This is a genomic window from Dactylosporangium sp. NPDC051087 (assembly GCF_055586325.1).
In genome coordinates this window covers 9,505-32,836 of the sequence record NZ_JBVJIJ010000018.1, presented here as the reverse complement: position 1 = coordinate 32,836, position 23,332 = coordinate 9,505, and the positions used below count along the sequence as shown (strand labels likewise).

The window sequence follows — 23,332 nt, the reverse complement described above, 5'->3', positions numbered from 1 at the left end:
AACAAGCGTTGACATTCTAGTCAACACGTGTTGGCATAGATGGGTGTACGACGTCATCGTGGTCGGCGCGCGGCCGGCGGGTGCCGCGACCGGCCTGCTCCTGGCCCGGCGCGGCGTGAAGGTCCTGGTGGTCGACCGGGCCCGGTTCCCGAGCGACACCCTGTCCACGCACCAGATCCAGCCGGCCGGCGTGCGGCGCCTGCAGCGCTGGGGGCTGCTCGACGCGCTGCTCGCCGCCGGTACACCGGTGACCGGAAGCGTCAGGTTCGACATCTCCGGGACCGTCATCAAAGGCCGCTACCCGGACGGTTTCCTGTGCAGCCCCCGGCGGACCGTCCTGGACAAGATCCTGGTCGACGCCGCCCGCGACGCCGGCGCCGAGGTGCGGGAGGGCTTCCACGTCGCGGGCGTGATCGACGACGGGGGCCGCGTGGCGGGCATCCGCGGGCGCGCCGGCGAGACGCTCCGCGCGCCGGTCGTCGTCGGCGCCGACGGGAAGCACTCGCTGGTCGCGAAGGAGGTCGGCGCCACGGTCCTGCGGGAGGCCGCCCCGAGCACCGTCGCCAGCTACTCCTACTGGGAGGGCGTCGACATGCCCGTCGGCGAGCTCTACCACCGCCCCGGCCGGGCCGTCGCCGCGTTCCCCACCAACGACGGCCTCACGATGGTGTACGCGGCGGCGCCCAGAGCGCAGTTCGACGCCTGGCGCGCGGACATCGAGGGGAACCTGCTGCGCACCGTCGACGGCTGCGGCGACCTCGGCGAGCGGGTCAGGGCCGGCCGGCGGGTCGAGCGCCTGCGCACCACCGTCGACCTGCCCAACGTCGTCCGCCGGGCGCAGGGCCCGGGCTGGTTCCTGGCCGGCGACGCGGGGCTGGTCATGGATCCGGTGACCGCCCAGGGCATCGGCAACGCCCTGGCCGACGCCGAGCTGCTCGCCGACGCGATCGTCCAGGGCAGGGGCGACTACCAGCGCCGCAGGGACGAGGCCCGCCGGGAGATCTTCGGCGTGACCACGGGGCTGGCCCGGCTGCGACCGGCGACGGGGATCACCGCCGCGCTGCTCAGGGCCGTCGCCCGCCGGGAGGAGAGCACGGCGCAGTTCCTCGGCGTGTTCGCCGGCACCGTGCCGGTGAGGACGTTCCGCAGCCCCGGCAACGTCCTGCGGATCCTCGCTCAGCGGGCCCGCGGGTGAGCGGTCGCGTAGACCTCGCGGAGCTTGTCGACGGTGACGAGGGTGTAGACCTGCGTCGTGGTCACCGACGCGTGCCCGAGCAGCTCCTGCACGACCCTGATGTCGGCGCCGCCGTCGAGCAGGTGCGTGGCGAACGAGTGCCGCAGCGTGTGCGGTGACACGCCGTGCGGGCCGTCGACGGGCAGCCCGGCGCGGACGGCGGCCTTGCGCAGGATCGTCCACGCGCTCTGCCGCGACAGCGCGCCGCCGCGGGCGTTGAGGAACACGGTAGGCACGCCGGTCCCTCTCGTCACCAGCGTGGGCCGGGCCCGGACGAGGTACACGTCCATGGCGGTGCGGGCGTAGCTGCCCATCGGCACGAGCCGGGTCTTGCCGCCCTTGCCGCGCAGCAGGACCATGCCGTGCGAGCCGGTGAGGTCGAGGTCGTCCACGGCGATGCCGACGGCCTCGGAGATGCGGGCGCCGGTGCCGTACAGGAACTCCAGCAGCGCCTGGTCGCGCAGCCCGAGGGGGCCGGCGTCGGCGGCGGTGGCGAGCAGCCGGGACACCTGGTCGACGTCGAGGGCCTTCGGCAGCCGCTTCGGCAGCGACGGTGGTTTCACGTCGCGTGACGGGTCGGTCGGCGCGAGCCCCTCGAGGAGCTGGAAGCGGTGCAGCCCGCGCACGGCGCTCGCGGCCCGGGCCGCCGACGACGCCGACAGCGGCGGGTGGTCCTCGTCGCCGGCCCGCAGCGCGGCCACGTGACCGGCGATGTCCCGCGCCCGGACGTCGGCGAGGTCGCCGATGCCGCCGGCGGCGAGCCATTCGACGTAGCGGTCGAGGTCGCGCCGGTACGACGCGAGCGTGTTCTCCGCCAGTGCCCGCTCGACGGTCAGGTGGTCCAGGTACACCTCGACGGACTTGCGCAGCCCGGCGGCCGCCGCGGCCTGGAAGTGGGCCGCGGCGGTGTCCGCCGGCTGTGAGGTCACCGCTAGGCCAGCACGTCCGCCAGCGCGAGGTGGGCCATCCCGTGCGCCTCGGCGACCGGCCCGTAGGTCACGTGCCCGGCGTGGGTGTTGAGCCCGAGCGCGAGGGCCGGGTCCCGGCGCAGCGCGTCCCGCCAGCCCCGGTTCGCCAGCTCCACCACGTACGGCAGGGTGACGTTGGTCAGCGCGTACGTGCTGGTGTGCGGGACCGCGCCGGGCATGTTCGCGACGCAGTAGAAGATCGAGTCGTGGACCCGGTAGGTCGGGTCGGCGTGCGTGGTGGGGCGGGAGTCCTCGAAGCAGCCGCCCTGGTCGATCGAGATGTCGACGAGGACGCTGCCGGGCTTCATCCGCTTCACCAGGTCGTTGGTGATGAGCTTCGGGGCCTTCGCGCCGGGTACCAGCACCGCGCCGATGACCAGGTCGGCGTCGAGGACGGCGCGTTCGATCTCGTAGCTGTTGGACGCGACCGTCTGCAGGTGCCCCTGGTAGATGGCGTCGGCGCCGCGCAGCCGGGAGATGTTCTTGTCCAGCAGCAGGACCTCGGCCTGCATGCCGAGGGCGATCGCGGCGGCGTTGAGCCCGGAGACGCCGGCGCCGATGACGACGACCTTCGCCGCGTACACGCCGGAGACCCCGCCGAGCAGGACCCCGCGGCCGCCACCGGCGCGCATCAGGTGGTATGCGCCGACCTGCGGGGCGAGCCGCCCGGCGACCTCCGACATGGGGGCCAGCAGCGGCAGCGACCGGTCGGCGAGCTCGACGGTCTCGTAGGCGATGCCGGTGACCTTGCGGTCGACGAGCGCGTCGGTGCACGGCTTGGAGGCGGCCAGGTGCAGGTACGTGAAGAGGACCTGCCCCTCACGCATGCGGTGGTACTCCTCGGCGATCGGCTCCTTGACCTTGAGGACCAGGTCGCCGGCGGCCCAGGTGTCGTCGGCGGTCGGCAGGATCTGCGCGCCGGCCTCACGGAACTCCTGGTCGGTGATCGACGATCCGTCACCGGCGCCGGCCTCGATGAGGACCTCGTGCCCGTTCGCGGCGAGCTCGTGGACTCCCGCCGGGGTGATCGCCACCCGGTACTCGTGGTTCTTGACCTCGCGTGGGACTGCGACCTTCACGTTCCGTGACCCCTCTCCACCAGCGACGACGGTGACGCTGCGTGTACCAGCGGCAGTCTATGGCGCCCGGGAGGCCGGCGAAGCCAGCACACTGTGAACTCCTCCGCAGCCGGATTGACACAGTGTTGCTTTCTCCGGTACGGCCGCCGGTGAAACCCATCCGGAAGCCGAGCGAACACGGCCGGGTGGTTGATCTATGCTGTGCGGCCATGACCGTCTACGGCGGACCCCGCCCGACCTCGCCCGGGGCGCCCGGTGGGCCCGCCGCGCCGCCGCCGCGCATCAAGCCTGACCCGCTGCTCTTCGGCGCGGCCGGGTTCCTCGTCGTGGCGCTGGTCCTCGGGCTGGTCTTCGCGTTCCAGGGCGGCGGTGACGGTGACGGCACGCCGAGCGCCGCCGAGCGGCTGAGCGCGGCTCCCGCGGAGCAGCCGTCGTCGCAGGCCGCGTCGAGCGCCGCTCCCCCGCCGCCGCCGTCGAGCGCGCCCCCGTCGCCGACCCCGCCGGCGGCGCTGATCCCGGCGAAGCCGACGCTGCTGCGCGCGTCGCACTCCGGCCTGTGCATGCAGGCGCAGGAGGGCAACGGCGGCATCGCCACCCAGATGCCGTGCGACAACAACCCCACGCAGGTGTGGATGCCGCAGTCGGTGGCCGGCACGCAGGACGTGTTCGCGTTCGTCAACACCAAGGACAACCGTTGTCTCGACGTCAACGGCGGCTCGAAGGACAACGGCGCCCAGGTCCTGCAGTGGGACTGCCACGGCGGCCCCAACCAGCAGTGGAAGCTGCAGCGCGACGGCGACGGCTTCCGCTTCGTCAGCATCAACAGCGGCCGCTGCATCGGTGTCGACTCCGGCAGCCCGGCTCCGGGTGCCGCCGCCCGCCAGTGGGACTGCGACGGCTCCCCCAACCAGCGCTGGCAGCTGCCGACCTGACCGTCCTACATGGCGGCGATGTCGCGGGACTCCAGGACGTGCTTGGTGCCGCCCTCGCGGGCGACGCGCAGCATGGCCAGGCCGATCTGCTGGGTGGTCGTGGCGATGCCGGGGGCGAAGCGGACGAGACCGGCGGTCACCGGGCGCAGGACCGTGTACATCACCCGGAACAGGCGGACCTTCGACACGGCGCCGTGTATCGGCTGGATGAAGCCGGGCCGGAACATGTAGGCGCGCAGGTCCATGGCGAGCAGGCTGTCCTCGACGGCGCCCTTCACCTGGGCCCACTTGGCCTTGCGGCCGCTGCCGGTGCCGGCGCCGGACACGTAGACGAAGACCGAGCCGGGTGACACGGCGCGCGCGGCGGCGAGGGTGTAGTCGACGGTGATCCGCCGGTACACCTCCTCGGACATGCCGACGGAGGAGACGCCGAGGCAGAAGAAGCAGGCGTCGTAGCCGGTGAGGTCGACGCCGGTGAAGTCCGTGAAGTCGGTGTGGGTGACCTCGCGCAGCTTCGGGTGCTGCTGGCCGGTGGCGCTGCGGCCCACGACGAGGACCTCGGTGACGTCCTGCGCCAGGAGGCACTCGCGCAGCACGCCCTTGCCGACCATGCCGGTGGCCCCGAAGACGATGACCTTCATGCCCGACATCATGCCCTTCACGGCCGCAGTACGGACAGGGTGGCGCCTTCGAGGGTGGTGTACAGGTCGGAGCCGGTGAAGTCGGCGCCGGTCTCCTCGCCGACGTAGACGTCGACGTGTTTCGAGCCGCCCATGCCGGGCGTGAACTCGTCGACGATCGTCCACGTCGGCGTCTTGAGCCGGGCGCAGACGGCGGCGGTGACCTCGGCGGTGCCGCACCGCTGGACGCTGAAGCGGGCACCGGCGCGCAGCACGTCACCGTCGGCGGCGGCGGACACCCACGGGACGAGCGGGCGGCCGGCGGTGTCGCGGGGGGCGGTGTCCATCCAGTACCCGGTGTCGTAGGACCAGTTGAGGTACCGCCCGTCGGTGGTCTTCCCGGTGCCCTCGTCCTTGACGGCCTTCACGAACGACGACTTGAACGTGCCGAGGTCGCGCTGGTTGCGGTTCTTCTGGCAGTCGATGCTCGGGCACCCGGTGACCTGCTGCGTCCCGCCCTGGTGCAGGTTCTCGACCGCCGTGTAGTAGACGGTGACCTCCCACCCCGTCGACGTCACCGGGGTCGCCGGCAGCGCCGGCAGCTCCGGCAGCTCCGACATCTCGGAGATTCCGGGCAGGGCGCCGGTCTGCGGTGGGTGTCCCGGCGTCTCCTCCGCCGCCGGCTGCGACGGTGCCGGGCCGGACGAGCACGCCGCCAGCAGCGTCACGACCAGGAACAGTGCTCGTACCACACCATGATCTTCTAATCCTGGGGGCGCCGCCGCTCCTGTTTCCGCAGCGCGGTGCGGCGCTTGTCCGTCAGCCGCCGCTCGATCGCACCCTTCGACGGCTTTGTCCGTTTGCGTGGCCGCGGCGGCGGCGCGATCGCCTGCGTGATGACCGCCACCAGGCGCTCCTCCGCGGCCCGCCGGTTCTGCAGCTGCGAGCGGTGCTCGGACGCGACGATCGACAGGACACCGTCGACGAGCCGGTTGCCGAGCCGCGCCAGGGCGCGCTCCTTCAGCGGCTCCGGCAGCGCCTGCGTGGCGGCCAGGTCGAACCGCAGCTCGACCCGGGAGTCGGTGGTGTTCACCGACTGCCCGCCGGGCCCGCCGGACCGGCTGAACCTCCAGCCCAGCTCAGCCCGCGGCAGTGCAATGTCGTCGGTGATCCGCAAGTCGTCGTCCACGTCGTCAAGGATGCGGGTGACGGTCTGCATCTTGCACTCCAGGGTGACTTCCCCGGTTGTTTCGGATCGGCGCGGGGTACTCTCGGCTTGGTCGCAGCGGAAACGCAGCGGAAAGGTGACACCGTGGCTGAGGCCGTCGAGACGGCGCTGCTGGTCGAGGAGTTCGACGCTGATCAGATCACCCCGGTGCGGCACGCCGTGAGCCGGGCGGCCGCCGCCGTCGGCCTGCTCGGGCAACGGCTCGAGGACTTCGTCCTGGCGGTCAACGAGATCGTCACCAACGCGGTCCGCCACGCCGGCGGGCGCGGTGCGGTGCGGCTGTGGACCCTCGACGGCACCCTGCTGTGCGAGGTCACCGACAAGGGCTCCGGCATCCCCGCCGAGCGGCTCGACGGCCGGGCGCTCCCGCCGAGCAACGCGGTCAGCGGCCGCGGCCTCTGGCTGGCCAGGCACCTCGTCGACGAGGTCACGGTGCAGTCGACGGCGGCCGGCACAATTGTCACGCTCCGGAGCGCTTTGGCGGGTTAGCATCCTGAACGTGCTGCGCCCCTCCTACCCCATCCGGACCGGCCGGCTGATCCTGCGCCCGTTCACCGAGGGCGACTTCGCCGACCTGCACGCCCTCACCGGCGATCCCGACGTCGTGCGGTATCTCTACTGGGACGTCCACGACGAGGAGATGACCCGGGCGTCGCTGAAGAACCGGATCGCCCAGGACGCGCTCACCGAGGAGGGCCAGTGGCTGGTCCTCGCCATGGACCTCGACGGCCGGGTCATCGGCCAGGTCGTGCTGAAGTGGGACAGCGCCCTGAGCCGCCAGGGCGAGCTCGGGTTCGTCCTGCACCCCGACTTCCAGGGCCGCGGCTACGCCCGCGAGGCGTCGGAGGCGATGCTGCGGCTCGGCTTCGAGGACCTCGGCCTGCACCGCATCTGCGGCAAGTGCGACACCCGCAACGTGCCCTCGTGGCAGCTGCTGTCCCGGCTCGGGATGCGCCGCGAGGCGCACTTCGTCGAGGACGAGCTGTTCAAGGGCGAGTTCGGCGACCAGTACGTCTACGCGATGCTCGACCGTGAGTGGCGGGCCCGTCAGACCTCGTCGACCGTCTCGTCCAAATAGAGCCAGACCCCGTCCTCCTTCACGAACCTGCTCGTGTCGTGCATCACGCCCGGCTTGCCGTCCGCCTCGTAGCGCGCCCTGAACTCGACCGTGCCCTCGCTGTCGAACAGCCCGCCGCCGGTGCGCGCCAGGATGTACAGGCCCTTCCAGTGCTGCCCGTCCTCGACCGTCAGCATCCGCGGCCGGGTCTTCTCGTGCCAGGTGCGCAGCAGGAAGTCGCGGTCGCCGACCACATAGGCGCTGTACCGGGCCCGCATGAGCAGCTCGGCGCTCGGCGGCGCCTCGGTGCCCCGGTGGAAGCGTCCGCAGCAGTCGTCATAGGGCTCGCCGAGCCCGCACGGGCAGAGTGACATGTCAGGATTGTCCACGATGCTGCTGCGGGCTCACACCGCGGACACGCTTGAACGCGGCGCTCAACGCGAAAGCACCCCCGTAACCCACCCGCCGCGCGACCGCGCCGAGGGTCGCACCGGGCTCAAGCAGCAGGTCGGCGGCGAGCGCCAGGCGCCACCCCGCCAGATACGCCATCGGCGGCTCCCCCACGACGTCGGCGAACCGCCGCGCCAGCAACGCCCGGGACACGCCCACCTTCTCGGCGAGCGCGGCGACCGTCCACGGGTGCGCCGGGTTGTGGTGCAGCAGCTGCAACGCGGGCCCGACGACCGGGTCGGCCTGGGCCCGGTACCAGCCCGGCGCCCCGTCCCCGGCCCCGTCCAGCCAGGCCCTGATCGCGGAGATGAGCATCAGGTCGAGCAGCCGGTCCAGGACCGCCTCCTGCCCCGGCCGGTCCTTGGCGATCTCGGCGGCGAGCAGCGCGACGAGCGGCCCCTCCTCCCGCACCACGATCGCGTCCGGCAACGCGCCGAGCAGCCGCCGGCCGACCTCGCCGGCCAGCTCGTATGCCCCGGTGATGACGAGCGTCGGGCCGTCGGCGTCGGTGCCCCACGTGCGCACCCCCAGATGCATCACCTCGGCGAGATCCCGGCCGTCGGGGGTCGTGCACCGCTGCCCGGGATGGATGACGATCTGCGGCGCGGTGCCCGGCGGGTCGGCGACCGTGTAATGCCCCGGCCCGCGGATGACCATCACGTCCCCGGGACCGATGCTGCGGACGTCCCCGTCGTCGGGGATGTACGTGGCTTCGCCCCGGACCATCGCCACCAGCGCCAGCGCGGCCTCGTCCCGGATCCGCAGCGACCACGGCGGCCTCATCACCGACCGCAGCAGAAACGCGCCCCTCGCCCGCGGCCCGTCGAGCAACGCCGTCAACGCATCCACGCCGTAGACGATGACACATGCATCGGCGATGCTCGACCATGGCGCGTCTGCGCCGCCCGCGATTGACTCATCCGCATGGAACAGTTGCGCAGCGCCGTCCTCGCCACGGCGACCCTCTTCGTCGGCCTGTCCGCGGGCGTCTTCTTCGCCTACTCCACCTCGGTCATGCTCGCCCTGCGCCGCGTCGACGACCGCACCTTCGTCGACGTCATGCAGAAGATCAACACCGCCATCCTCAACGGCTGGTTCCTCACCGCGTACGTCGGCGCTCTCCTCGCCGCCGTCGCCGCGGTCCTGCTCCACCTCGGCGGCGCCCACCGGCCGATGCTGCCGTGGCTCATCGCGGCGACGGTGCTGTACGCCATCGTGTTCGCCGCCACGGCAGCGGTGAACGTCCCGCTGAACAACCAGCTCGACGCGGCGGGTCCGGTCGCCTCGATCCCTGACCTGGCCTCGGTGCGCGCGGTCTTCGAGGACACCTGGAACCGCTGGAACACGGTCCGGACGGTGTCCTCGGCCGGTGCCCTGCTCTGCCTGGCGGTCGCGCTGCTGCGGCACTGATGGTCCGGGGCTTCGGTTTCCGGATCCGCGGGGCTTGTCGCAGGGACGCTTACTGTTCCCCAGCCCGTGTGGGGGCGGCCGATCGCTGGGCCGATGGTTCCGCGCAGCCTCCGGCCACGCGTACGGGTGGCGTGGTTGCGGTGGCTGCCGTGCCTGAGGTGACCTCCGCGCCGCCGTCCACACATGGTTCCCGCCGTCGAGGTACCTATGTTGTGGCGCGCCGCCGTCGCCGGCCTCAAAACACATGGTGGGCTGAACGGTCCATGTCCGCGCGCCGCCGTCGTGGGTTTTCGGTACGAAAACCTTGGATTGGTCTTCGCTTTGCACCACGGGCGGTGGTGCGCCACGACATAGGTACCTCGACGGCGGTGGCAGGGTGGGCGCGGAGGTGCGGAGGTCACCTCAGGCACGGCACTCAGGGTGACCACGCCACCCCATACGCGTGGCCGAAGGCTGCGCGGAACCATCGGCCCAGCGAATCGCCGCCCACACACGGGCAGGACGACAGAAAGCGCCCCCCGCGACACGGGCCCGGTCGCGAAAAGGTAAGCGCGACCAGGCCCGTTACCCGTCAGGTCGCGGAGGCCGCCGGGCGGAGCGTCGACCAGTCACGAGCGCGGGCATGGGCAGCGCCCAGGATGCCAACCATGCACGCCGCGTTGGTGACCTCACCGCTCAAGGCCATACCCACAGCCACATCGAGGTCGATCCAGTGCAGCTCCATCTCCGCCTCCTCGTGGGTACGAGCGTGGCGGTCCCCCTCCGGTACCGGCGTGATGTCCCGGGCGAGGAAGAGCCGGATCTTCTCGTTGGAGCACCCCGGCGACGGATGCACCTCGGCGAGAAGGTCCCAGGTCGCGGCGGCGAGGTCGACCTCCTCGGCGAGCTCCCGCGCGGCCGCGTCGACGAGCGGCTCGCCTTCCACGTCGACGAGGCCTGCGGGAAGCTCCCACAGGACCTGCCGCACGGCGGGCCGGTACTGGCGGACCAGCGCGACCCGGCCGTCGGTGTCGACCGCGACCACCCCGACCGCACCCACGTGCACCATGTAGTCCCGCAGCGCGGTCCCGCCGCCGGGCATGACGACGTCGTCGGTGAAGATGGCGAAGACCTTGTTACGCAGCCGTTCGGTGTGCGAAAGGACCTCGTAGGTCATGCCGTCCCCTCCGCTTCGCTCCGGCGACGGCTCAAGCTGAGCCCATGGTGAGCAGTCTCTACGCTGCGCTCCGGACCGCTCACGCGTCGACGGTTTCCAGCTCGACGGGGAGGCGGTCGGCGGCGTTGTAGGCGACCGCCGCGCCCACGAACGCGGCGAACAGCGGGTGCGCGCGCGTCGGGCGGCTCTTGAGCTCGGGGTGGGCCTGGGTGGCGACGAAGAACGGGTGCCGCTCCCGGTCCAGTTCGACGAACTCGACGAGCCGGCCGTCGGGGGACGTGCCGGAGATGAGCAGGCCGGCGGAGGTCATGGCCTCGCGGTAGGCGTTGTTCACCTCGTACCGGTGGCGGTGCCGCTCCGACACCTCCGGCGCGCCGTACGCCTCGGCGGTGAGCGTGCCGGGGGCGAGGACCGCCGGGTAGGCGCCGAGGCGCATCGTGCCGCCGAGGTCGCCCTTGCCGGCGACGATGTCCTCCTGGTCGGCCATGGTGGAGATGACCGGGTCGGTGGCGTCGCCGTCGAACTCCAGGGAGTTGGCGCCCTCGAGGCCGGCGACGTTGCGCAGCACCTCGATCGTCATGCACTGCAGGCCGAGGCACAGGCCGAGGGTCGGGATGCCGCGCTCGCGGGTGTACTGCGCGGCGCCGATCTTGCCTTCGATGCCGCGGACGCCGAAGCCGCCGGGGATGACGACACCGTCGACGCCGGCGAGGGCCTGGGCGGCGCTCGCCGGGGTGGTGCAGGCGTCGCTGGGCACCCAGCGGATCTCGACGCGGGCGCGGTGCGCGAAGCCGGCGGCGCGGACGGCCTCGGTGACCGACAGGTACGCGTCGGGCAGGTCGACGTACTTGCCGACGATCGCGACGGTGACCGTCTGGCGGGGGTGGTGGACCCGCTCGAGGAGGTCGTCCCACTTCTTCCACGCCACGTCGCGGAAGGACAGGCCGAGGCGGCGCACGACGTACGCGTCGAGGCCCTCCTCGTGCAGGACCCGCGGGATGTCGTAGATGCTGGGCGCGTCGGGCGCGGACACGACCGCTTCGGCGTCGACGTCGCAGTACAGCGCCAGCTTGTTCTTGGTCTTCTCCGGGATCTGCCGGTCGGAGCGGCAGACGAGCGCGTCGGGCTGGATGCCGATGCTGCGCAGGGCGGCGACGGAGTGCTGGGTCGGTTTGGTCTTCAGCTCGCCGCTGGGCGCGAGGTACGGCACCAGGGAGACGTGCAGGAAGAAGCAGTTGTCGCGGCCGATGTCGTGGCGGACCTGGCGGATCGCCTCGAGGAACGGCAGCGACTCGATGTCGCCGACGGTCCCGCCGACCTCGGTGATGATGACGTCCGGTGCGACGCCGTCCGCGTCGGGCGCGGACATCGCCCGGATGCGGGCCTTGATCTCGTTGGTGACGTGCGGGATGACCTGGACGGTGTCGCCGAGATACTCGCCGCGCCGCTCCTTGGCGATGACGGCGGAGTAGATCTGGCCGGTGGTGACGTTGGCGTTGCGGGACAGGTCCTGGTCGAGGAACCGCTCGTAGTGACCGATGTCGAGGTCGGTCTCGGCGCCGTCCTCGGTGACGAACACCTCGCCGTGCTGGAACGGGTTCATGGTCCCGGGGTCGACGTTGAGATACGGGTCCAGCTTCTGCATGACGACCCGCAGTCCGCGGGCGCTGAGGAGACTGCCGAGGCTGGAGCCGGTCAGACCCTTGCCGAGTGAGGAGGCGACGCCCCCGGTGACGAAGATGTGCTTAGCCTGCCGGCTCGCACCGGTCCGTGTCGAAGAGCGATCCACGGGAGTTCAGCCTAACAGCAGGTGAACGGCCCCGCCTCAGACACTCCGCGCCGCTCAAGCGGTGGGACGCCCGGCAGACGCGCGAAAGCCGCCCCGCGGACATCCGGCAGACGCCCGGCGGGCACCTAGCGGGTGCGGTCGTCGGCGTGGTCGAGCACGCGCAGACACGCGAGGACGGTCAATGGCGCGGCGGTCGCGAGCGCGGCGCCGAGGACGTTGAGCGACACGCCCTCCACGACCCCGGCGAGCAGGCTGGCCAGCACCAACCCGGCGAGCGCGCCGCGGACCGGCGGGAAGACGCCGAGCAGCCGGCGGAAGCCGCCCCAGTCGCGCAGCAGCACGAACGTCGCGTAGAGGACCGTGCCGACGACCAGGATCGTCAGCGGGCTGGTGACGGTCGTCACCACGTTCGCCTCGCCGATCCGCCGGGCGATGTAGCCGGCGGTGCCGTCCTGGGTCCGCATGAGGAGCCGGCCGACGCTGCTGCGCTGGTCGTCGGGGCGGAACAGGTCGAGCACGCCGATCCCGGCGGTGACGGTCAGCGCGGCGACGACCGCCCAGCTGAGCCTGGTGAACGTCAGCCAGCCGCCGACGGCCATCGCGGCGGCGGCGCAGACCCCGGCGGTGAGGGCGACCGCCCCGGAGGCGTCGGCACCGAGGTACGGGCTGCCGATGACGACGAGCCCGGCGGCGCCGACGACGGCCATGACGAACGGCCGCCACCGCCGCTCGAAGCGTTGCGCGAGGCTGGCACCGCCCAGGAGGACCCCGGTGACGAGGATGCCCAGGCCGATGACGCCGACACCCGCGTACCGCCCACCGGCGGCCGCGGAGTAGCCGGCGACGCCGTTGAGCTGCAGGCGCGCGCCGGTGAGCACGTCCAGGGCGACGGCGAGCGCGGCGACGGCGGCGACCCCGCCGAGCGGCGCGTTGGCGCGGCTGCGCGAGGACGTGAGGGCGATGACGGCGGTGGCGACGGCGAGCGCGGCGAGGGTCACCCCGCCGAACCCGAGCCCCGGCGACGACCACCGCCACCACGGCAGCAGGTCCGCGACCAGCGCGGCCGGCACGGCGAGGGACGCGGCGATGAGCAGGACCTCGGCGGCGCGCACGACGAGCCGCGGCGCGGGCGGGTGCGCGACCGGGCCCGCCGGCCGGCGGGCCCACCGCAGCAGCGGCACGACCAGCACGAACAGCGCCAGTTCGGCGACGACGAGCAGGGTGAAGAACGTGGACCCGACCCGCTGCTGGACGCTGGCCTCGCGGTCGGCGTCGGCGAGCCGCTCGACGGCCTGGTCGACGGATGCCGGCCTGCCGTCGTCCATGGTGGCGGCGCCGCCGGCGAAGAGCTTGCCGGGGATCGGCCGGTCCAGGGCGGACAGCGCGGTCGGGGCGAGGTCGACGACCTGCACGTAGCCGGGGCGCGACGTCGACGGCGAGGTGAGCCAGCCGCCGGTGTAGCCGGGGCCCTGCGCGATCGCGACGTGCAGGCGGCTGCTGGCGTCCAGGTCGGACAGGCCGGCGAGGACGACGACGGCGCGTTCGGGACGGGCCTCGATGACCCGGGCCAGGGCGGCGTCGGCGCGGCGGGCGTCCATGGCGCGGGACGCGGCGTCGGCCCCGCCGATCTGGCCGGCGTCGACGAGGGTCAGCGCGCACGCGGACAGCAGGTTCTCATCGACGGTGTCGGCGTACCGGTCGACCCGCCCGTACGGCCTGGCGGCGGCGATCGCGGCGCCCGGCCCGACGGCGGTGGTGCACCGCACGCCCTCGGCGAGCGCGCCCGGCTGGGCACCCCAGTGCAGGGCCCGGTTCTTCGCCACGACGCTGCCGTGCGCGGGCAGCGACGCGCCGGTCTTGGTCCCGTCCGGGGAGATCGTCACGGCGAGCGGCGGGCAGGTCGAGGTGATCGGGCCGGTCGTGAACGTCGCGTAGTTGCCGGCGCCGAGCGTGAGCCAGCCGTCGCCGGCGCAGGTGACCCGCCGCGCGGACCGCACCGACAGGGCCCCGATCGCGCCGTGCTCGGCCAGCTGCCACATCGTCGGCGTGTCGGTGGGGTTGACGTCGTCCCAGCGCAGCCCGGCGACCCCGACGACGATCACGTAGTCGGCGGACGGCGGGACGGCCTCCGCGGCGGGCCGCGGGATCAGCGCGAGCAGCGCCAGGACCCCGACGAACAGGGACAGCAGCGCCGGCGTGAAACGGTGCAGCCGCTGCCGCATCACCGCTCCCCGCGGGTGCGGCGGGTCACGCCGATCCGGCAGCTCCCGGCAGCTGCGCGTACACCGCCTCGACCTGCTCCAGGGTGTCGCGTTCGGTCGGCCAGGTCGCCGCCCTCGCCAGGCCGCGCTTGCCGAGCTCCTGCAGCGCGGCCGGGTCGGCGAGGAGCTCCTCGACGGTGGCGGTGAACGCCTCCACGTCGTGCGGCTCGACCAGCCGGGCGCCGTCGCCGACCACCTCGGGGATGCCGCCGACGGCGGTCGCGACGAGCGGTACACCGGCGGCCAGGGTCTCCTGGACGAACAGCGGCTGCCCCTCCCACACGCTGGTCACCACGACCAGGTCGGCGGCGGCGAGCAGGTCGGGGATGTCGTCGCGGTAGCCGAGCAGGTGCACCGGCGCGTGCTCGGCGGAGATCCGCTGGGCGAGGGACATGTAGGACGGTCCGCTGCCCGCGATCGCCACGAACGGCTGCGGCCGGTCACCGTCCGCCGACCAGCGCGCCGCGACGAGCGACTCGAACCCCTTCTGCGGGTGCAGGCGGCCGACGGCGAGCAGCAGCGGCCGGCCCTCCTCGACGCCGAGCTCCTCGCGGACCTCGTCGCGGGTGCGCGCCGGCGGCGGCAGCACGGGGGCAGGCACGAGCGCCAGGCGCACGTCCCGGCCGCCGAGCTCGCGGACCCGCTCGACGAGGTCGGTGGAGACGCCGAGGGTCACGTCGGCGGTGCGGGCGACCCGCCGCTCCAGGGGGTGGTAGAGCTTGGCGCGCAGGCCCTGCGCCAGGACGAGGTTGTGCCAGGTGACGACGAGCGGGGTGCCGGCCGGCCGGGCGAGCGCGGCGACGAACCCGGCCCGCAACCCGTGCGCGTGGATGACGTCGACACCTTTGAGTGAACGCCGCAACGCCCGGACGGCGAGGACGTCACCCGGTTGAGGACTCGCGGGGATCTCGACGGGGACGAACGTGGCGCCCCGCCGGGCGAACCCGAACTGCTCGCCGGTCGCGGCGGGCCCGTGCACGCTGACGTCGTGGCCACCCGCGACGAGGCCGTCGACCAGCATGCCGACGTGCCGGCCGACGCCGCCGGTGCTCGACGCCAGGACCAACGCGATGCGGGCGGCTCCCACCCTCAGCTCCTCCTGTGTCCGAGTCGCTGCAGGGTCCGCCGATCCATGACCGCCACCCCGGCGAGGAACACCACCGCCACCGCGACTCCGCACAGCATGCCCTGTGCGATCGCGTCGGGCACACCTGGGGTGTCGCCGCCCCAGACGACATCTTTGAGCGTCAATGCCACGGTCGCGGCGACGGCTGCCGATGTCACGGCGGCGGCGGCGGTACGACCTGCGCCACCGACGGCCGGCGCGCCGGCCCTGGCCCGGACGGTGAGCGCCAGAGCGGCGGCGAGCACGAGCATGCCGATCGAGTTGGCGGCGGCCAGCGCGGCGACCCGCCGGTCGAGCGGCAGCGCGACGGACAGCGGCACGGCGGCGGCCGCGACGACGGCCCAGCCGAGCCCGGTCGCCCACGCGGCGGCGTAGGCGTTCCCGCCCGCGTACAGGGCCCGGGACAGCAGCGCGAACACGCCGTAGCCGACCAGTCCCGGCGCGAACCAGGTGATGCCGCCGGCGAGCTGCCCGATGTCCGGCGGTCTCGACGACAGCTCGGCGAGGACGACCGCGACCGGCTCGGCGAGCACGACCAGCGCCGCCGCGCCGAGGCACGTCACGACGAGCACCGTGCGCAGTGCCGGCGCGAGCACCTCGGCGAACCGCTGCCCGTCCTTCGCCTCGCCCGCCTCCGCCAGGCCCGGGTACGCGGTCGTCGCCACCGGCACCGCGAGGACCGCCCACGGCAGCAGGAAGATCGTCTGGGCGAGGCTGTAGACGACGACGGCGCCCTCACCGGCGTAGCCGCTCAACGCGATCGCCAGCCCGAGGACCAGCTGCTGGCTGCCGACGGTGACGATCCCGGCGACGACGAGCGGCTTGAGCGTGCTGATCCCGGCGACGTCGAAGCGCAGCGTCGGCCGGATCGTGAGCCGCAGCCGGCGCAGCGGGACGAGCAGGCTCAGCGTCAGCACCGCGACGGCGAGGGTCGTGCCGCCGGACAGCAGCCACAGGTCGGCGGTGCTGACCTGGCCGAGGTCCGCGCCGCGCCCGGCGAGCACGCCGAACGTCACGTACACCGTCATCACCGTCACGCTCGACAGCAGCGGGGCGATCACCGGCCAGGCGAACCGCCGGTACGTCTGCAGCGTCCCGGTGAGCACGATGCCGATGCCGTACAGGGGCAGCTGCGGGGCGAACACGCGCAGCATGTCGGCGCCCGCGTCGACGGCACCCGCCGGCTGGCCCGGCATCAGCAGCGTCACCAGCGGCCGGGCGAGCAGCGCGACGAGGACCGCGGCGGGGACGAGCAGGACGACGACCCAGCCGAGCAGCGCCGACACCGTCCGCGCGACGGCCTGCCGGTCCTGCCGGGCGACCGCCCCGGCGAGCATCGGCACCACGAGACTCGCGAGGGCACCGCCGGCGACGAGCTCGAAGATGATGTTCGGGATGGTGTTGGCCGCGGTGTACGCGTTGCCGAGGAACGTCGGCCCGACGGACCAGTTGAACACCAGAATGCGTGCAAATCCGGCAATCCGGCTCAGCATGGTGAGCGCCGCGACCAACGCCGCGGCCCCGATCAGCCGCTTACCGGTCACCCGTCGCGTCGTGGTCTCGGCGACGGCCTCGGCTTCCCCCGGCCGGCGCCGTCCGCGTCGGCCTCGGCCTGCGCCGCCATCCTGACCGCGGCCGGACCGTCACCCGCGTCGCCGCCGGGCGTCTCCCGGGCCTCTTCGGGCGTGCTGTTTCCGGCCGCCGCGGCGATGTCGTCGGGGCTCACCGCGGGTGGCGTGGCCATCGCGGCGGGTGACGTGGGCTTCAGGCGGCCGAAGTGGTCGATCGCCCGCAGCGCGGGCGTCCGCTCGATGACCCCCGTGAAGCTGACCTTCTCGCTCGCCGCCGTCAGCGCGACCAGCCCCGCGAGCGCGGCGAGCCGTCCGAAGGTGCCGGTGCGTGCCACATACGCCGTGCCGAGCACCGCACCGAGCGCGTTCGCCCCCGCGTCGCCGAGCATGATCTCCTCGCCCAGGTCGTCGGCGAGCAGCGCCCCGGCCGCCCCGAGCGCCCCGGCCGCGACCCCGCCGCCCTTCCCCGCCGCGAGCGGCGCGCCGACCAGGATCCCCGCCTTGATCGCCCGCCCCGGACGCAGGTCGAGCAGGTTGAACAGGTTCGCCGTCCCCGCGATGACCCCGGCGCCGAGCAGCACGTCGACGGCCCGCCGCCGCGGCAGCAACGCCGCCGCCACGAGGCCCGCGGCGCCGACCCCGGCGATCTTCACGAGGCCACTGGTCACCCGGCCTTCCCGCAGCGCGCCGAGATGCCCCCGGAACCCTTTCGCCGAATGCTCGGGCCGCCCGCCGACCAGGTCGTCGTAGAACCCGACCGCCCCGGCCCCGAGCCCGGCGACCGCCGCCGCGCCCATGACGGCAGGCCCGCGGCCACTGCGGTCCAACCGGTCCTTCCGGCGCCCGTCCCGCCGCGCGGCCCCGCCGCGTCGTCCCCGACCCGGCTCGCCGCGCTCTGCCGCGTCCCGCCCGGCCGTGTCCCGCCCTGCCCGGCCCGACGCGAACCCGCCGCGCTCAGCCGCGTCCCGCCCCGCCCGGTCCGATGCGGGACCGTCGTGGCCGCCCGCGTCACCCCGGGACCTGCGCGAGCCGAGGCCGCCGCGCTCAGGCGCGTCTCGACCGGTTGCGGCATGCCCTGCCCGGCTCGAGCCACGGTCGGACGTGTCGTGTCCGTGGTCCGGTCCGGAAGCGTGTTGCTCGTCGGCCCGCGTGAACCCGTGGGACGTGACCCGTGCGGGCTTCTTCTCGGCACGGCCGGGGCGGGTGCCGGAGCGGCCGGCGGCGCCCAGGACCGCGCCGGCGGCGGCGCCGACGGCGAGGGCGGGGCCGCCGGCGAGGGAGACGGTGCGGCCGCGGAAGTTGGTGCGGTCGAGGGCCGGGCGGCCGCGCAGCTCGCGCAGGGCGGCCCGGGCGGCGGCGGCACCGGCGGCGGCCGCGAGCAGCTTACGAACCACTGGCCGCGCTCGCCGTCTTGGGCAGGAGGCTGGTGGCGCCGCTGCCGATGCCGTAGTGGCCGGTCTTGCCGCCGATGCGCTCGACGAGGGCGAGGACCGCGGCGACCTGGCCGTTGGCGGTGACGGCGTTGTCGACGGTCGAGACGCTCTTGGCGATGGAGGCGTCGGCGCGGACCGAGGAGACCAGGCCGTTGGCGGACAGGCCGGCGACCACCATGTCGTCGGACAGGGCGAGGGCGAAGCGGGACACGGTGGTCAGGGCGACCGCGTTGCGCTCCTTCGCGTCCTTGCCGCTGGCGGGCGCGCCGGCGATGACGATGACCGCGTCCGCGCGGGTCTTCAGGTCGCCGTCGAGGTCGATGTAGCCGCCCGACTCGTACGCCGACAGGACGGCCCGCATGCCGTCGACCGGCGGCGCGCCGGGCTTGTCGGCGACGAGGACCGCGGCGAGCAGCGCGGCCGAGGTCTCCTGGCCCTTGCCGTTGGCGGGCAGGGCGCCGCTGACCGCCGGCGGGGCGAAGGACTCGGCGAGGTCGAGCAGGGTGTCGTCGCTGGCCGCGGCGGTGAACCGCTCCTTGATCGTGACGGTGCCGGTGACCTTGGCGCCGGCGGTCTGCAGCGTCGTGGCGATGCCCGTGGTGGCGGTGTCGACGTCCTTGTCGCTGCCCTCGAACTTGACGAGGAGGACGCTGTGGCCGGCGAGCTTGCCGCTGAGCAGCATCGGGGCGACCTCGGTCGCGAAGTCCGAGTTCTTCTTCAGCTCCGACCGCGACTGGTCCAGGTCGTCACGCAACTGTTCCTTCTCGTCGGTGATCTTGTTGACCTGGTCGTTGAGGTTCTCGGCGAGCGGCCCGTTCGCCGCCGCGGTCCCGACGACGAGGCCGATGGCGAGCGCCAGGAAAACGGCGGCCAGCGACACCACGTGGTACCGGAAGTTGATCAAGGTCGGTCCCGTCCAGAAGGCAACAGCGGAGCTAGGAGAACAGCGTGAAGATCAGGTTGTCCCACCACTCGGCGATGACGCTCAGATAGGCCCGGCCGATCGTCGTCACCGCCAGGGCCGCCGCCATCGCGGCGATCGCCGAGGCCAGCAGCAGGATCAGCGACGAGCCCGACAGGCTCTGCCGATAGAGCCGGCTGACGCCCTTGGCGTCGACCAGCTTGCCACCGAGCTTGAGCCGGGTGAGGAAGGTGGAGGCCATGCCGCCGCGACCCTTGTCGAGGAACTCGATGAGGGTGTTGTGGGTGCCGACCGCCACGAGCAGCGACGCGCCCTTCTCGTCGGCGAGCAGCATCGCGATGTCCTCGCTCGTCGCCGCCGCCGGGAACGTGATCGCCTCGACGCCGAGCCGCTGCACGCGGGCCAGCCCGGGCGCCCGACCGTCGGGATAGGCGTGCACGACGACCTCGGCGCCGCAGCGCAGCACGTCGTCGGAGACCGAGTCCATGTCACCGATGATCATGTCGGGCGTGTAGCCGGCCTCGACGAGCGCGTCAGCGCCACCGTCGACGCCGATGAGCACCGGCTTGTATTCCCGGATGTACGGCCGCAGGACGTCGATGTCGGCCTTGTAGTCATACCCGCGGACCACGATCAGGCAGTGCCGCCCGGCGATCTCGGTCTGCACCTCTGGCACGCCGACGCCGTCGAGCAGCAGCGCGCGCTCCTGCTTCAGATACTCCATCGTGTTGGCGGCGAACGCCTCCAGCTGCACCGACAGGCCCTCACGAGCGTCGGCCATGGACAGCGCGACCGTCTCGGCGTCCTGCCGCTGCCCCTTGGCGACCGCGTCGTCACCGACATAGACGGTGTCGCCGTCGATCCGGACCGGCTCACCCTCGCGGAGCCGCTCGAACAGCTCCTCGCCCAGGTCGTCCACCAGCGGGATCCCGGCCTTGATCAGACCCTCGGGCCCCAGGTTGGGATAGCGGCCCGACACGGACGGCTTCGCGTTGAGCACCGCGGCGACGCCGGCCGCGACGAGCGAGTCGGCGGCGACGCGGTCGAGGTCGACGTGGTCGATGACCGCGATCTCACCGGGGCGCAGCCGTCCCACCAGACGTTTGGTCCGCCGATCCAGCCGCACGACGCCACCGATGACACCCGGCTCGGCGGGCCGGGTGCGGCGCAAGGTTGGAAGTCGCATCTCAACCATCCTGGCATGGACCTCTGACAAAAGCCGCGCGCGACATGTCCACTACCAGGTGGAAGGGGGCTTTTCGTGCACGGGGTGACGCCCGTCACCCTCCACGACTGTCAGCCAGGCGACACATTTTCGGCGTATTCACGACGGCACCGCGCTGCTCTAGTCCCTGGAAGCATCGGAAAGGAGCCGCCGTGACCCTCTCGTCGATCAGCCTGACCCTGGTGCCGAATCTCACCGGGAAGTCACCCACCGAGGCCGCCACCGAGCTGCGGGCCGCCGGGCTCGAGCTCGGGGTGATCCGCGAGGTCGGCCCGGGCGGCACCATGATCGTGCTGGAGCAGTCGACCCTCCCCCTCACCGTCGCCCCGCGCGGCACCAGGGTCAACCTGCTGGTCGGCGTCCCGTGACGGGACCCGCCCGCCGGCCTCCGGCGCGGTGACCCGCCGCAGGACCTCGGCGACCACGAGCAGGCCGGCCGCACCCGCGTAGGCGAGCAGCAACGCCTGCCAGGGCCGCCCGTCCAGGAACCGCCCGCACGCGTAGCCGATGCCACCGGCCATCGCCGCCCAGACGCTGACGCCGAGCGCGGTCCACGCCTGGAAGCGCGCCGCCGGGTAGCCGACCACCCCGGCGGCCAGCGCGGACGCCGACCGGCCGCCCGGCAGGTACCGGGCGAACACGAGCACCTGACCGCCGCGGCTGTTCAGGGTGCGCTGCGCCCAGCCGTACACCCGCAGCCCGCGCCGCCTCGTCCGCAGCCGCCGCAGCACGCCCGCCCCGGCCCTGACCCCGATCCGGAACGACACCACGTCACCCGCGAACGCTCCCGCCGCCGCGGCGGCGACGACCAGCCAGATCGCGGGCCGTCCCGTCTGCGCCGACACCACCGAGACCGCGATCAGCGTCGACTCGCTCGGCGACAACGGCACGACCGCGTCCAGCGCCGCCACGACGAACACGACCAGCACCACCCACGGCGTCGCCGCGAACGACTCAACGAGGTCCCGCATCGACCGACTGTCCCCCGGCGCGCCGAACTGCGACCGTCGCGGGAACGACCATCACCCGTCGGTTTCGATACGTCCCGTCTGCGTCACCGTGGCGTACCAGCCGAAGCACGCCGCCGTCCCGAACTGCCCCACCGGCATCCGGTAGTGCCGGGCGAGGGTCCGCAGCAGCCCGCCGTCCATCACCTCACCGTTGCCGGGCTCCAGCGACGGCACCACACACCGCGGCGTCGGCACCTGTACCCGCAGCCGCACGCCCCCGACCGTGACCTCCTCACCGGGTGCGGGGTCCCGCGGCAGGTCGAGCAGGAGGTTCGGCCGGAACCGCCGGTGGTCGACCGCCGTCCCGTGCACCGCGGCGAGCTGCCGCAGCGCGCCGGTGGTGACGACGTGCACCGCCCCGAAGTCGTGGAACCGCCCGCTGCCGATCACGCTGAGCACGTCACTGCCGGCCTCGGCGCCCGCCGCCCAGGATGGGATCATGCCGGCCTCCCGGGGCCAGAACCGGTGCAGCACCGCCCCTTCCGGCACCACATCGGTCACGGTCACCGCCCGCCCCAGCCACGACGACAGCACCTCGGCGGCCTCCCCGCCACCGTCGAGGACCGCGGTCCTCCCGTCCGGCAGGTGCACGCGGCCGCCGCCCGCCCGGACCCGCAGCAGCCTGCCCCAGAGCCTGGGCTGCTTCGCGCTGACGACGACCCCGTCACCGTCCACGCACGCCCACCGCCGGTCACCGGCCAGTCCGTCGGCGGTGACCTCAGCGGCGTCGAGCCGCTCCCCCGCGGCGGACTTCAGCGCGTACCGCCACACCTCCACCACCCGCACACTGCCTCCCCGTCGTCGCGTGGCCACGGTAGCCCGCCGCCCGGTCAGCGGGCCGCCCGGTGGCGCGGCGATCCGGCCGTCCGGTCGTCTCCGGCTGCGGCCCGTCCAGCGGCGCGGCGATCCCGCCGTTCGGGGTTCCCGGTGGCGCGGTGATCCCGCCGCCCGGGAGGCTCCGGCGGCGGCCGTCTGTGCGGGTGGGCCTCGACCGTCTGGGCTGAACAGGTCGGACGCGCCCGGCCGGGTCGAGCGGCCTGGCGGGCCGTGGCAGCCGACCGGCCACGCCTCCGGGGCGATCCGAGGACCGGCGGGGCGCCGGCGCGGCGGGTCAACGGTTGGACTGCTCCCGGCCGCGGGCGCGACGCCCAGGTCCCAAGTGGCGCCGCCGCCCGCGAGACCCCGACCGGCGACCGGCCACGTACGCGACGCTCAGATCCAGTGGCGATCCGGCCGCCCGCGAGTCTTCGGCAGTCGTCAGGGCGGGCGAGCCTCGACCGGCCGCACCGAGCCGGACATGCCCAGGCAACCCTGCGGCGGCCAGCCGTGCCCGGGGCGATCCGAGGACCGGCGGGGGTCGACGCGGCGGGTCAGGCGGGTCGACGGTGGGACTGCTCCCGGCCGTCGACCGGCAGCGTGCGCGACGCCTAGGTCCGACCGAGTGGCGATCCGACCGGCGGTGAATCCCCGGCGGCCGTCTGAGCGGGCGAGCCTCGACCGGCCGCACCGAGCCGGGCCGGGCACGCCCGGGCAGCCCGCGGCGGCCGGCCGTGCCCCGGAAGCCGATTCGAGGGCCGCCGGGGCGTCGGGCGCGGTGGTCAGTGATGGCGGGTCAGTGGTTGGTCTTCTCCCGGTCGGCGACCGACAGCAGCTCCTCCGCGTGCGCGATGCCCAGGTCCGAGTCGGGCAGGCCGGCCAGCATCCGGGCCAGCTCCCGCGCCCTGTCGGTGTGCTCGACGACCCGGACGCCGCTGGTGGTGACGGCGCCGCCGGGGCGTCGGGCGCGGTGGTCAGTGATGGCGGGTCAGTGGTTGGTCTTCTCCCGGTCGGCGACCGACAGCAGCTCCTCCGCGTGCGCGAT

The 23,332-nt window shown here is 73.5% G+C and carries 21 protein-coding genes and 2 pseudogenes; 6 read left to right on the top strand and 17 right to left on the bottom strand.

Annotated features, from left to right (window positions below; translation table 11 throughout):
• Window positions 1–43 precede the first annotated feature (43 nt).
• Window positions 44–1,195, top strand: coding sequence for an NAD(P)/FAD-dependent oxidoreductase (locus ACZ6TV_RS31225; RefSeq protein WP_465300876.1), 1,152 nt, complete (start codon window positions 44–46; stop codon window positions 1,193–1,195).
• On the opposite strand, the gene ACZ6TV_RS31220 is transcribed toward ACZ6TV_RS31225, so the two are convergent.
• Together ACZ6TV_RS31220 and ald are read right to left on the bottom strand one after the other, a co-directional pair.
• Complete coding sequence (locus ACZ6TV_RS31220; protein ID WP_465300875.1) at window positions 1,177–2,163, bottom strand: site-specific tyrosine recombinase XerD; 987 nt, start codon at window positions 2,161–2,163, stop codon at window positions 1,177–1,179. The genes ACZ6TV_RS31225 and ACZ6TV_RS31220 overlap by 19 nt on opposite strands.
• A 2-nt stretch (window positions 2,164–2,165) precedes the next feature.
• The gene (gene ald / locus ACZ6TV_RS31215) at window positions 2,166–3,281 is read right to left on the bottom strand and encodes an alanine dehydrogenase (protein WP_465300874.1); all 1,116 of its coding nucleotides are present in this window, start codon (window positions 3,279–3,281) and stop codon (window positions 2,166–2,168) included.
• Window positions 3,282–3,490: 209 nt separating this feature from the next.
• Here ald and ACZ6TV_RS31210 point away from each other — a divergent pair, with 209 nt between their 5' ends.
• Window positions 3,491–4,213, top strand: coding sequence for an RICIN domain-containing protein (locus tag ACZ6TV_RS31210; RefSeq protein ID WP_465300873.1), 723 nt, complete (start codon window positions 3,491–3,493; stop codon window positions 4,211–4,213).
• Between the two features lie 5 nt (window positions 4,214–4,218).
• Here ACZ6TV_RS31210 and ACZ6TV_RS31205 read toward each other — a convergent pair whose 3' ends face one another.
• The 3 genes from ACZ6TV_RS31205 to arfB are packed head-to-tail and all read right to left on the bottom strand — an operon-like array spanning window position 4,219 to window position 6,022.
• Window positions 4,219–4,854, bottom strand: coding sequence for a Rossmann-fold NAD(P)-binding domain-containing protein (locus ACZ6TV_RS31205; protein WP_465300872.1), 636 nt, complete (start codon window positions 4,852–4,854; stop codon window positions 4,219–4,221).
• Window positions 4,855–4,871: 17 nt separating this feature from the next.
• Entirely contained in the window at window positions 4,872–5,585 is a 714-nt protein-coding gene (locus ACZ6TV_RS31200) for an RlpA-like double-psi beta-barrel domain-containing protein (protein WP_465300871.1), read from the bottom strand.
• An 11-nt stretch (window positions 5,586–5,596) separates the two neighbouring features.
• Window positions 5,597–6,022: an alternative ribosome rescue aminoacyl-tRNA hydrolase ArfB gene (gene arfB / locus ACZ6TV_RS31195; RefSeq protein WP_465300870.1), complete on the bottom strand. Its 426-nt coding sequence runs from the start codon at window positions 6,020–6,022 to the stop codon at window positions 5,597–5,599.
• Window positions 6,023–6,145: 123 nt separating this feature from the next.
• Between arfB and ACZ6TV_RS31190 the strand changes: the two genes are divergently transcribed.
• Both ACZ6TV_RS31190 and ACZ6TV_RS31185 read left to right on the top strand, forming a co-directional pair.
• The gene (locus ACZ6TV_RS31190) at window positions 6,146–6,550 is read left to right on the top strand and encodes an ATP-binding protein (RefSeq protein WP_465300869.1); all 405 of its coding nucleotides are present in this window, start codon (window positions 6,146–6,148) and stop codon (window positions 6,548–6,550) included.
• A 10-nt stretch (window positions 6,551–6,560) separates the two neighbouring features.
• Window positions 6,561–7,139, top strand: a complete 579-nt coding sequence (locus ACZ6TV_RS31185; protein WP_465300868.1) for a GNAT family N-acetyltransferase — start codon at window positions 6,561–6,563, stop codon at window positions 7,137–7,139.
• Here ACZ6TV_RS31185 and ACZ6TV_RS31180 read toward each other — a convergent pair.
• Both ACZ6TV_RS31180 and ACZ6TV_RS31175 read right to left on the bottom strand, forming a co-directional pair.
• Window positions 7,109–7,492, bottom strand: coding sequence for a YchJ family protein (locus ACZ6TV_RS31180; RefSeq protein WP_465300867.1), 384 nt, complete (start codon window positions 7,490–7,492; stop codon window positions 7,109–7,111). The genes ACZ6TV_RS31185 and ACZ6TV_RS31180 overlap by 31 nt on opposite strands.
• 1 nt (window position 7,493) lies before the next feature.
• Window positions 7,494–8,417: an AraC family transcriptional regulator gene (locus tag ACZ6TV_RS31175; RefSeq protein ID WP_465300866.1), complete on the bottom strand. Its 924-nt coding sequence runs from the start codon at window positions 8,415–8,417 to the stop codon at window positions 7,494–7,496.
• A gap of 75 nt (window positions 8,418–8,492) precedes the next feature.
• Between ACZ6TV_RS31175 and ACZ6TV_RS31170 the strand changes: the two genes are divergently transcribed.
• Window positions 8,493–8,978 carry an anthrone oxygenase family protein gene (locus tag ACZ6TV_RS31170; protein ID WP_465300865.1) on the top strand — a complete coding sequence of 162 codons (486 nt, stop codon included), beginning with the start codon at window positions 8,493–8,495 and terminating at the stop codon, window positions 8,976–8,978.
• A gap of 571 nt (window positions 8,979–9,549) precedes the next feature.
• Here ACZ6TV_RS31170 and ACZ6TV_RS31165 read toward each other — a convergent pair.
• The 8 genes and pseudogenes from ACZ6TV_RS31165 to steA all read right to left on the bottom strand — a co-directional run bounded on the left by ACZ6TV_RS31165 (window position 9,550) and on the right by steA (window position 20,422).
• The gene (locus tag ACZ6TV_RS31165) at window positions 9,550–10,134 is read right to left on the bottom strand and encodes an NUDIX domain-containing protein (RefSeq protein ID WP_465300864.1); all 585 of its coding nucleotides are present in this window, start codon (window positions 10,132–10,134) and stop codon (window positions 9,550–9,552) included.
• Between the two features lie 79 nt (window positions 10,135–10,213).
• Window positions 10,214–11,923, bottom strand: a complete 1,710-nt coding sequence (locus ACZ6TV_RS31160; RefSeq protein WP_465300863.1) for a CTP synthase — start codon at window positions 11,921–11,923, stop codon at window positions 10,214–10,216.
• Window positions 11,924–12,048: 125 nt separating this feature from the next.
• Window positions 12,049–14,145, bottom strand: coding sequence for a hypothetical protein (locus ACZ6TV_RS31155; RefSeq protein WP_465300862.1), 2,097 nt, complete (start codon window positions 14,143–14,145; stop codon window positions 12,049–12,051).
• A gap of 25 nt (window positions 14,146–14,170) precedes the next feature.
• Window positions 14,171–15,271 (bottom strand): glycosyltransferase family 4 protein, encoded by a 1,101-nt coding sequence (locus tag ACZ6TV_RS31150; protein ID WP_465300861.1) that lies wholly within the window; start codon window positions 15,269–15,271, stop codon window positions 14,171–14,173.
• Between the two features lie 2 nt (window positions 15,272–15,273).
• The gene (murJ, locus tag ACZ6TV_RS31145) at window positions 15,274–16,854 is read right to left on the bottom strand and encodes a murein biosynthesis integral membrane protein MurJ (protein WP_465300860.1); all 1,581 of its coding nucleotides are present in this window, start codon (window positions 16,852–16,854) and stop codon (window positions 15,274–15,276) included.
• A gap of 224 nt (window positions 16,855–17,078) precedes the next feature.
• Window positions 17,079–17,839: pseudogene (locus ACZ6TV_RS31140) on the bottom strand (hypothetical protein); the annotation flags it as partial.
• A 425-nt stretch (window positions 17,840–18,264) separates the two neighbouring features.
• Window positions 18,265–19,218, bottom strand: coding sequence for a copper transporter (locus ACZ6TV_RS31135; RefSeq protein WP_465300859.1), 954 nt, complete (start codon window positions 19,216–19,218; stop codon window positions 18,265–18,267).
• A 31-nt stretch (window positions 19,219–19,249) separates the two neighbouring features.
• Entirely contained in the window at window positions 19,250–20,422 is a 1,173-nt protein-coding gene (gene steA, locus ACZ6TV_RS31130; protein WP_465300858.1) for a putative cytokinetic ring protein SteA, read from the bottom strand.
• Window positions 20,423–20,466: 44 nt separating this feature from the next.
• Here steA and ACZ6TV_RS31125 point away from each other — a divergent pair.
• Window positions 20,467–20,760, top strand: a pseudogene (locus ACZ6TV_RS31125) (PASTA domain-containing protein); the annotation flags it as partial.
• On the opposite strand, the gene ACZ6TV_RS31120 reads toward ACZ6TV_RS31125, so the two are convergent.
• Both ACZ6TV_RS31120 and ACZ6TV_RS31115 read right to left on the bottom strand, forming a co-directional pair.
• The gene (locus tag ACZ6TV_RS31120) at window positions 20,665–21,432 is read right to left on the bottom strand and encodes a DedA family protein (RefSeq protein WP_465300857.1); all 768 of its coding nucleotides are present in this window, start codon (window positions 21,430–21,432) and stop codon (window positions 20,665–20,667) included. The pseudogene ACZ6TV_RS31125 and the gene ACZ6TV_RS31120 sit on opposite strands and share 96 nt — an antisense overlap.
• 51 nt (window positions 21,433–21,483) lie before the next feature.
• Window positions 21,484–22,257, bottom strand: a complete 774-nt coding sequence (locus ACZ6TV_RS31115) for an MOSC domain-containing protein (protein ID WP_465300856.1) — start codon at window positions 22,255–22,257, stop codon at window positions 21,484–21,486.
• Window positions 22,258–23,332 lie beyond the last annotated feature (1,075 nt).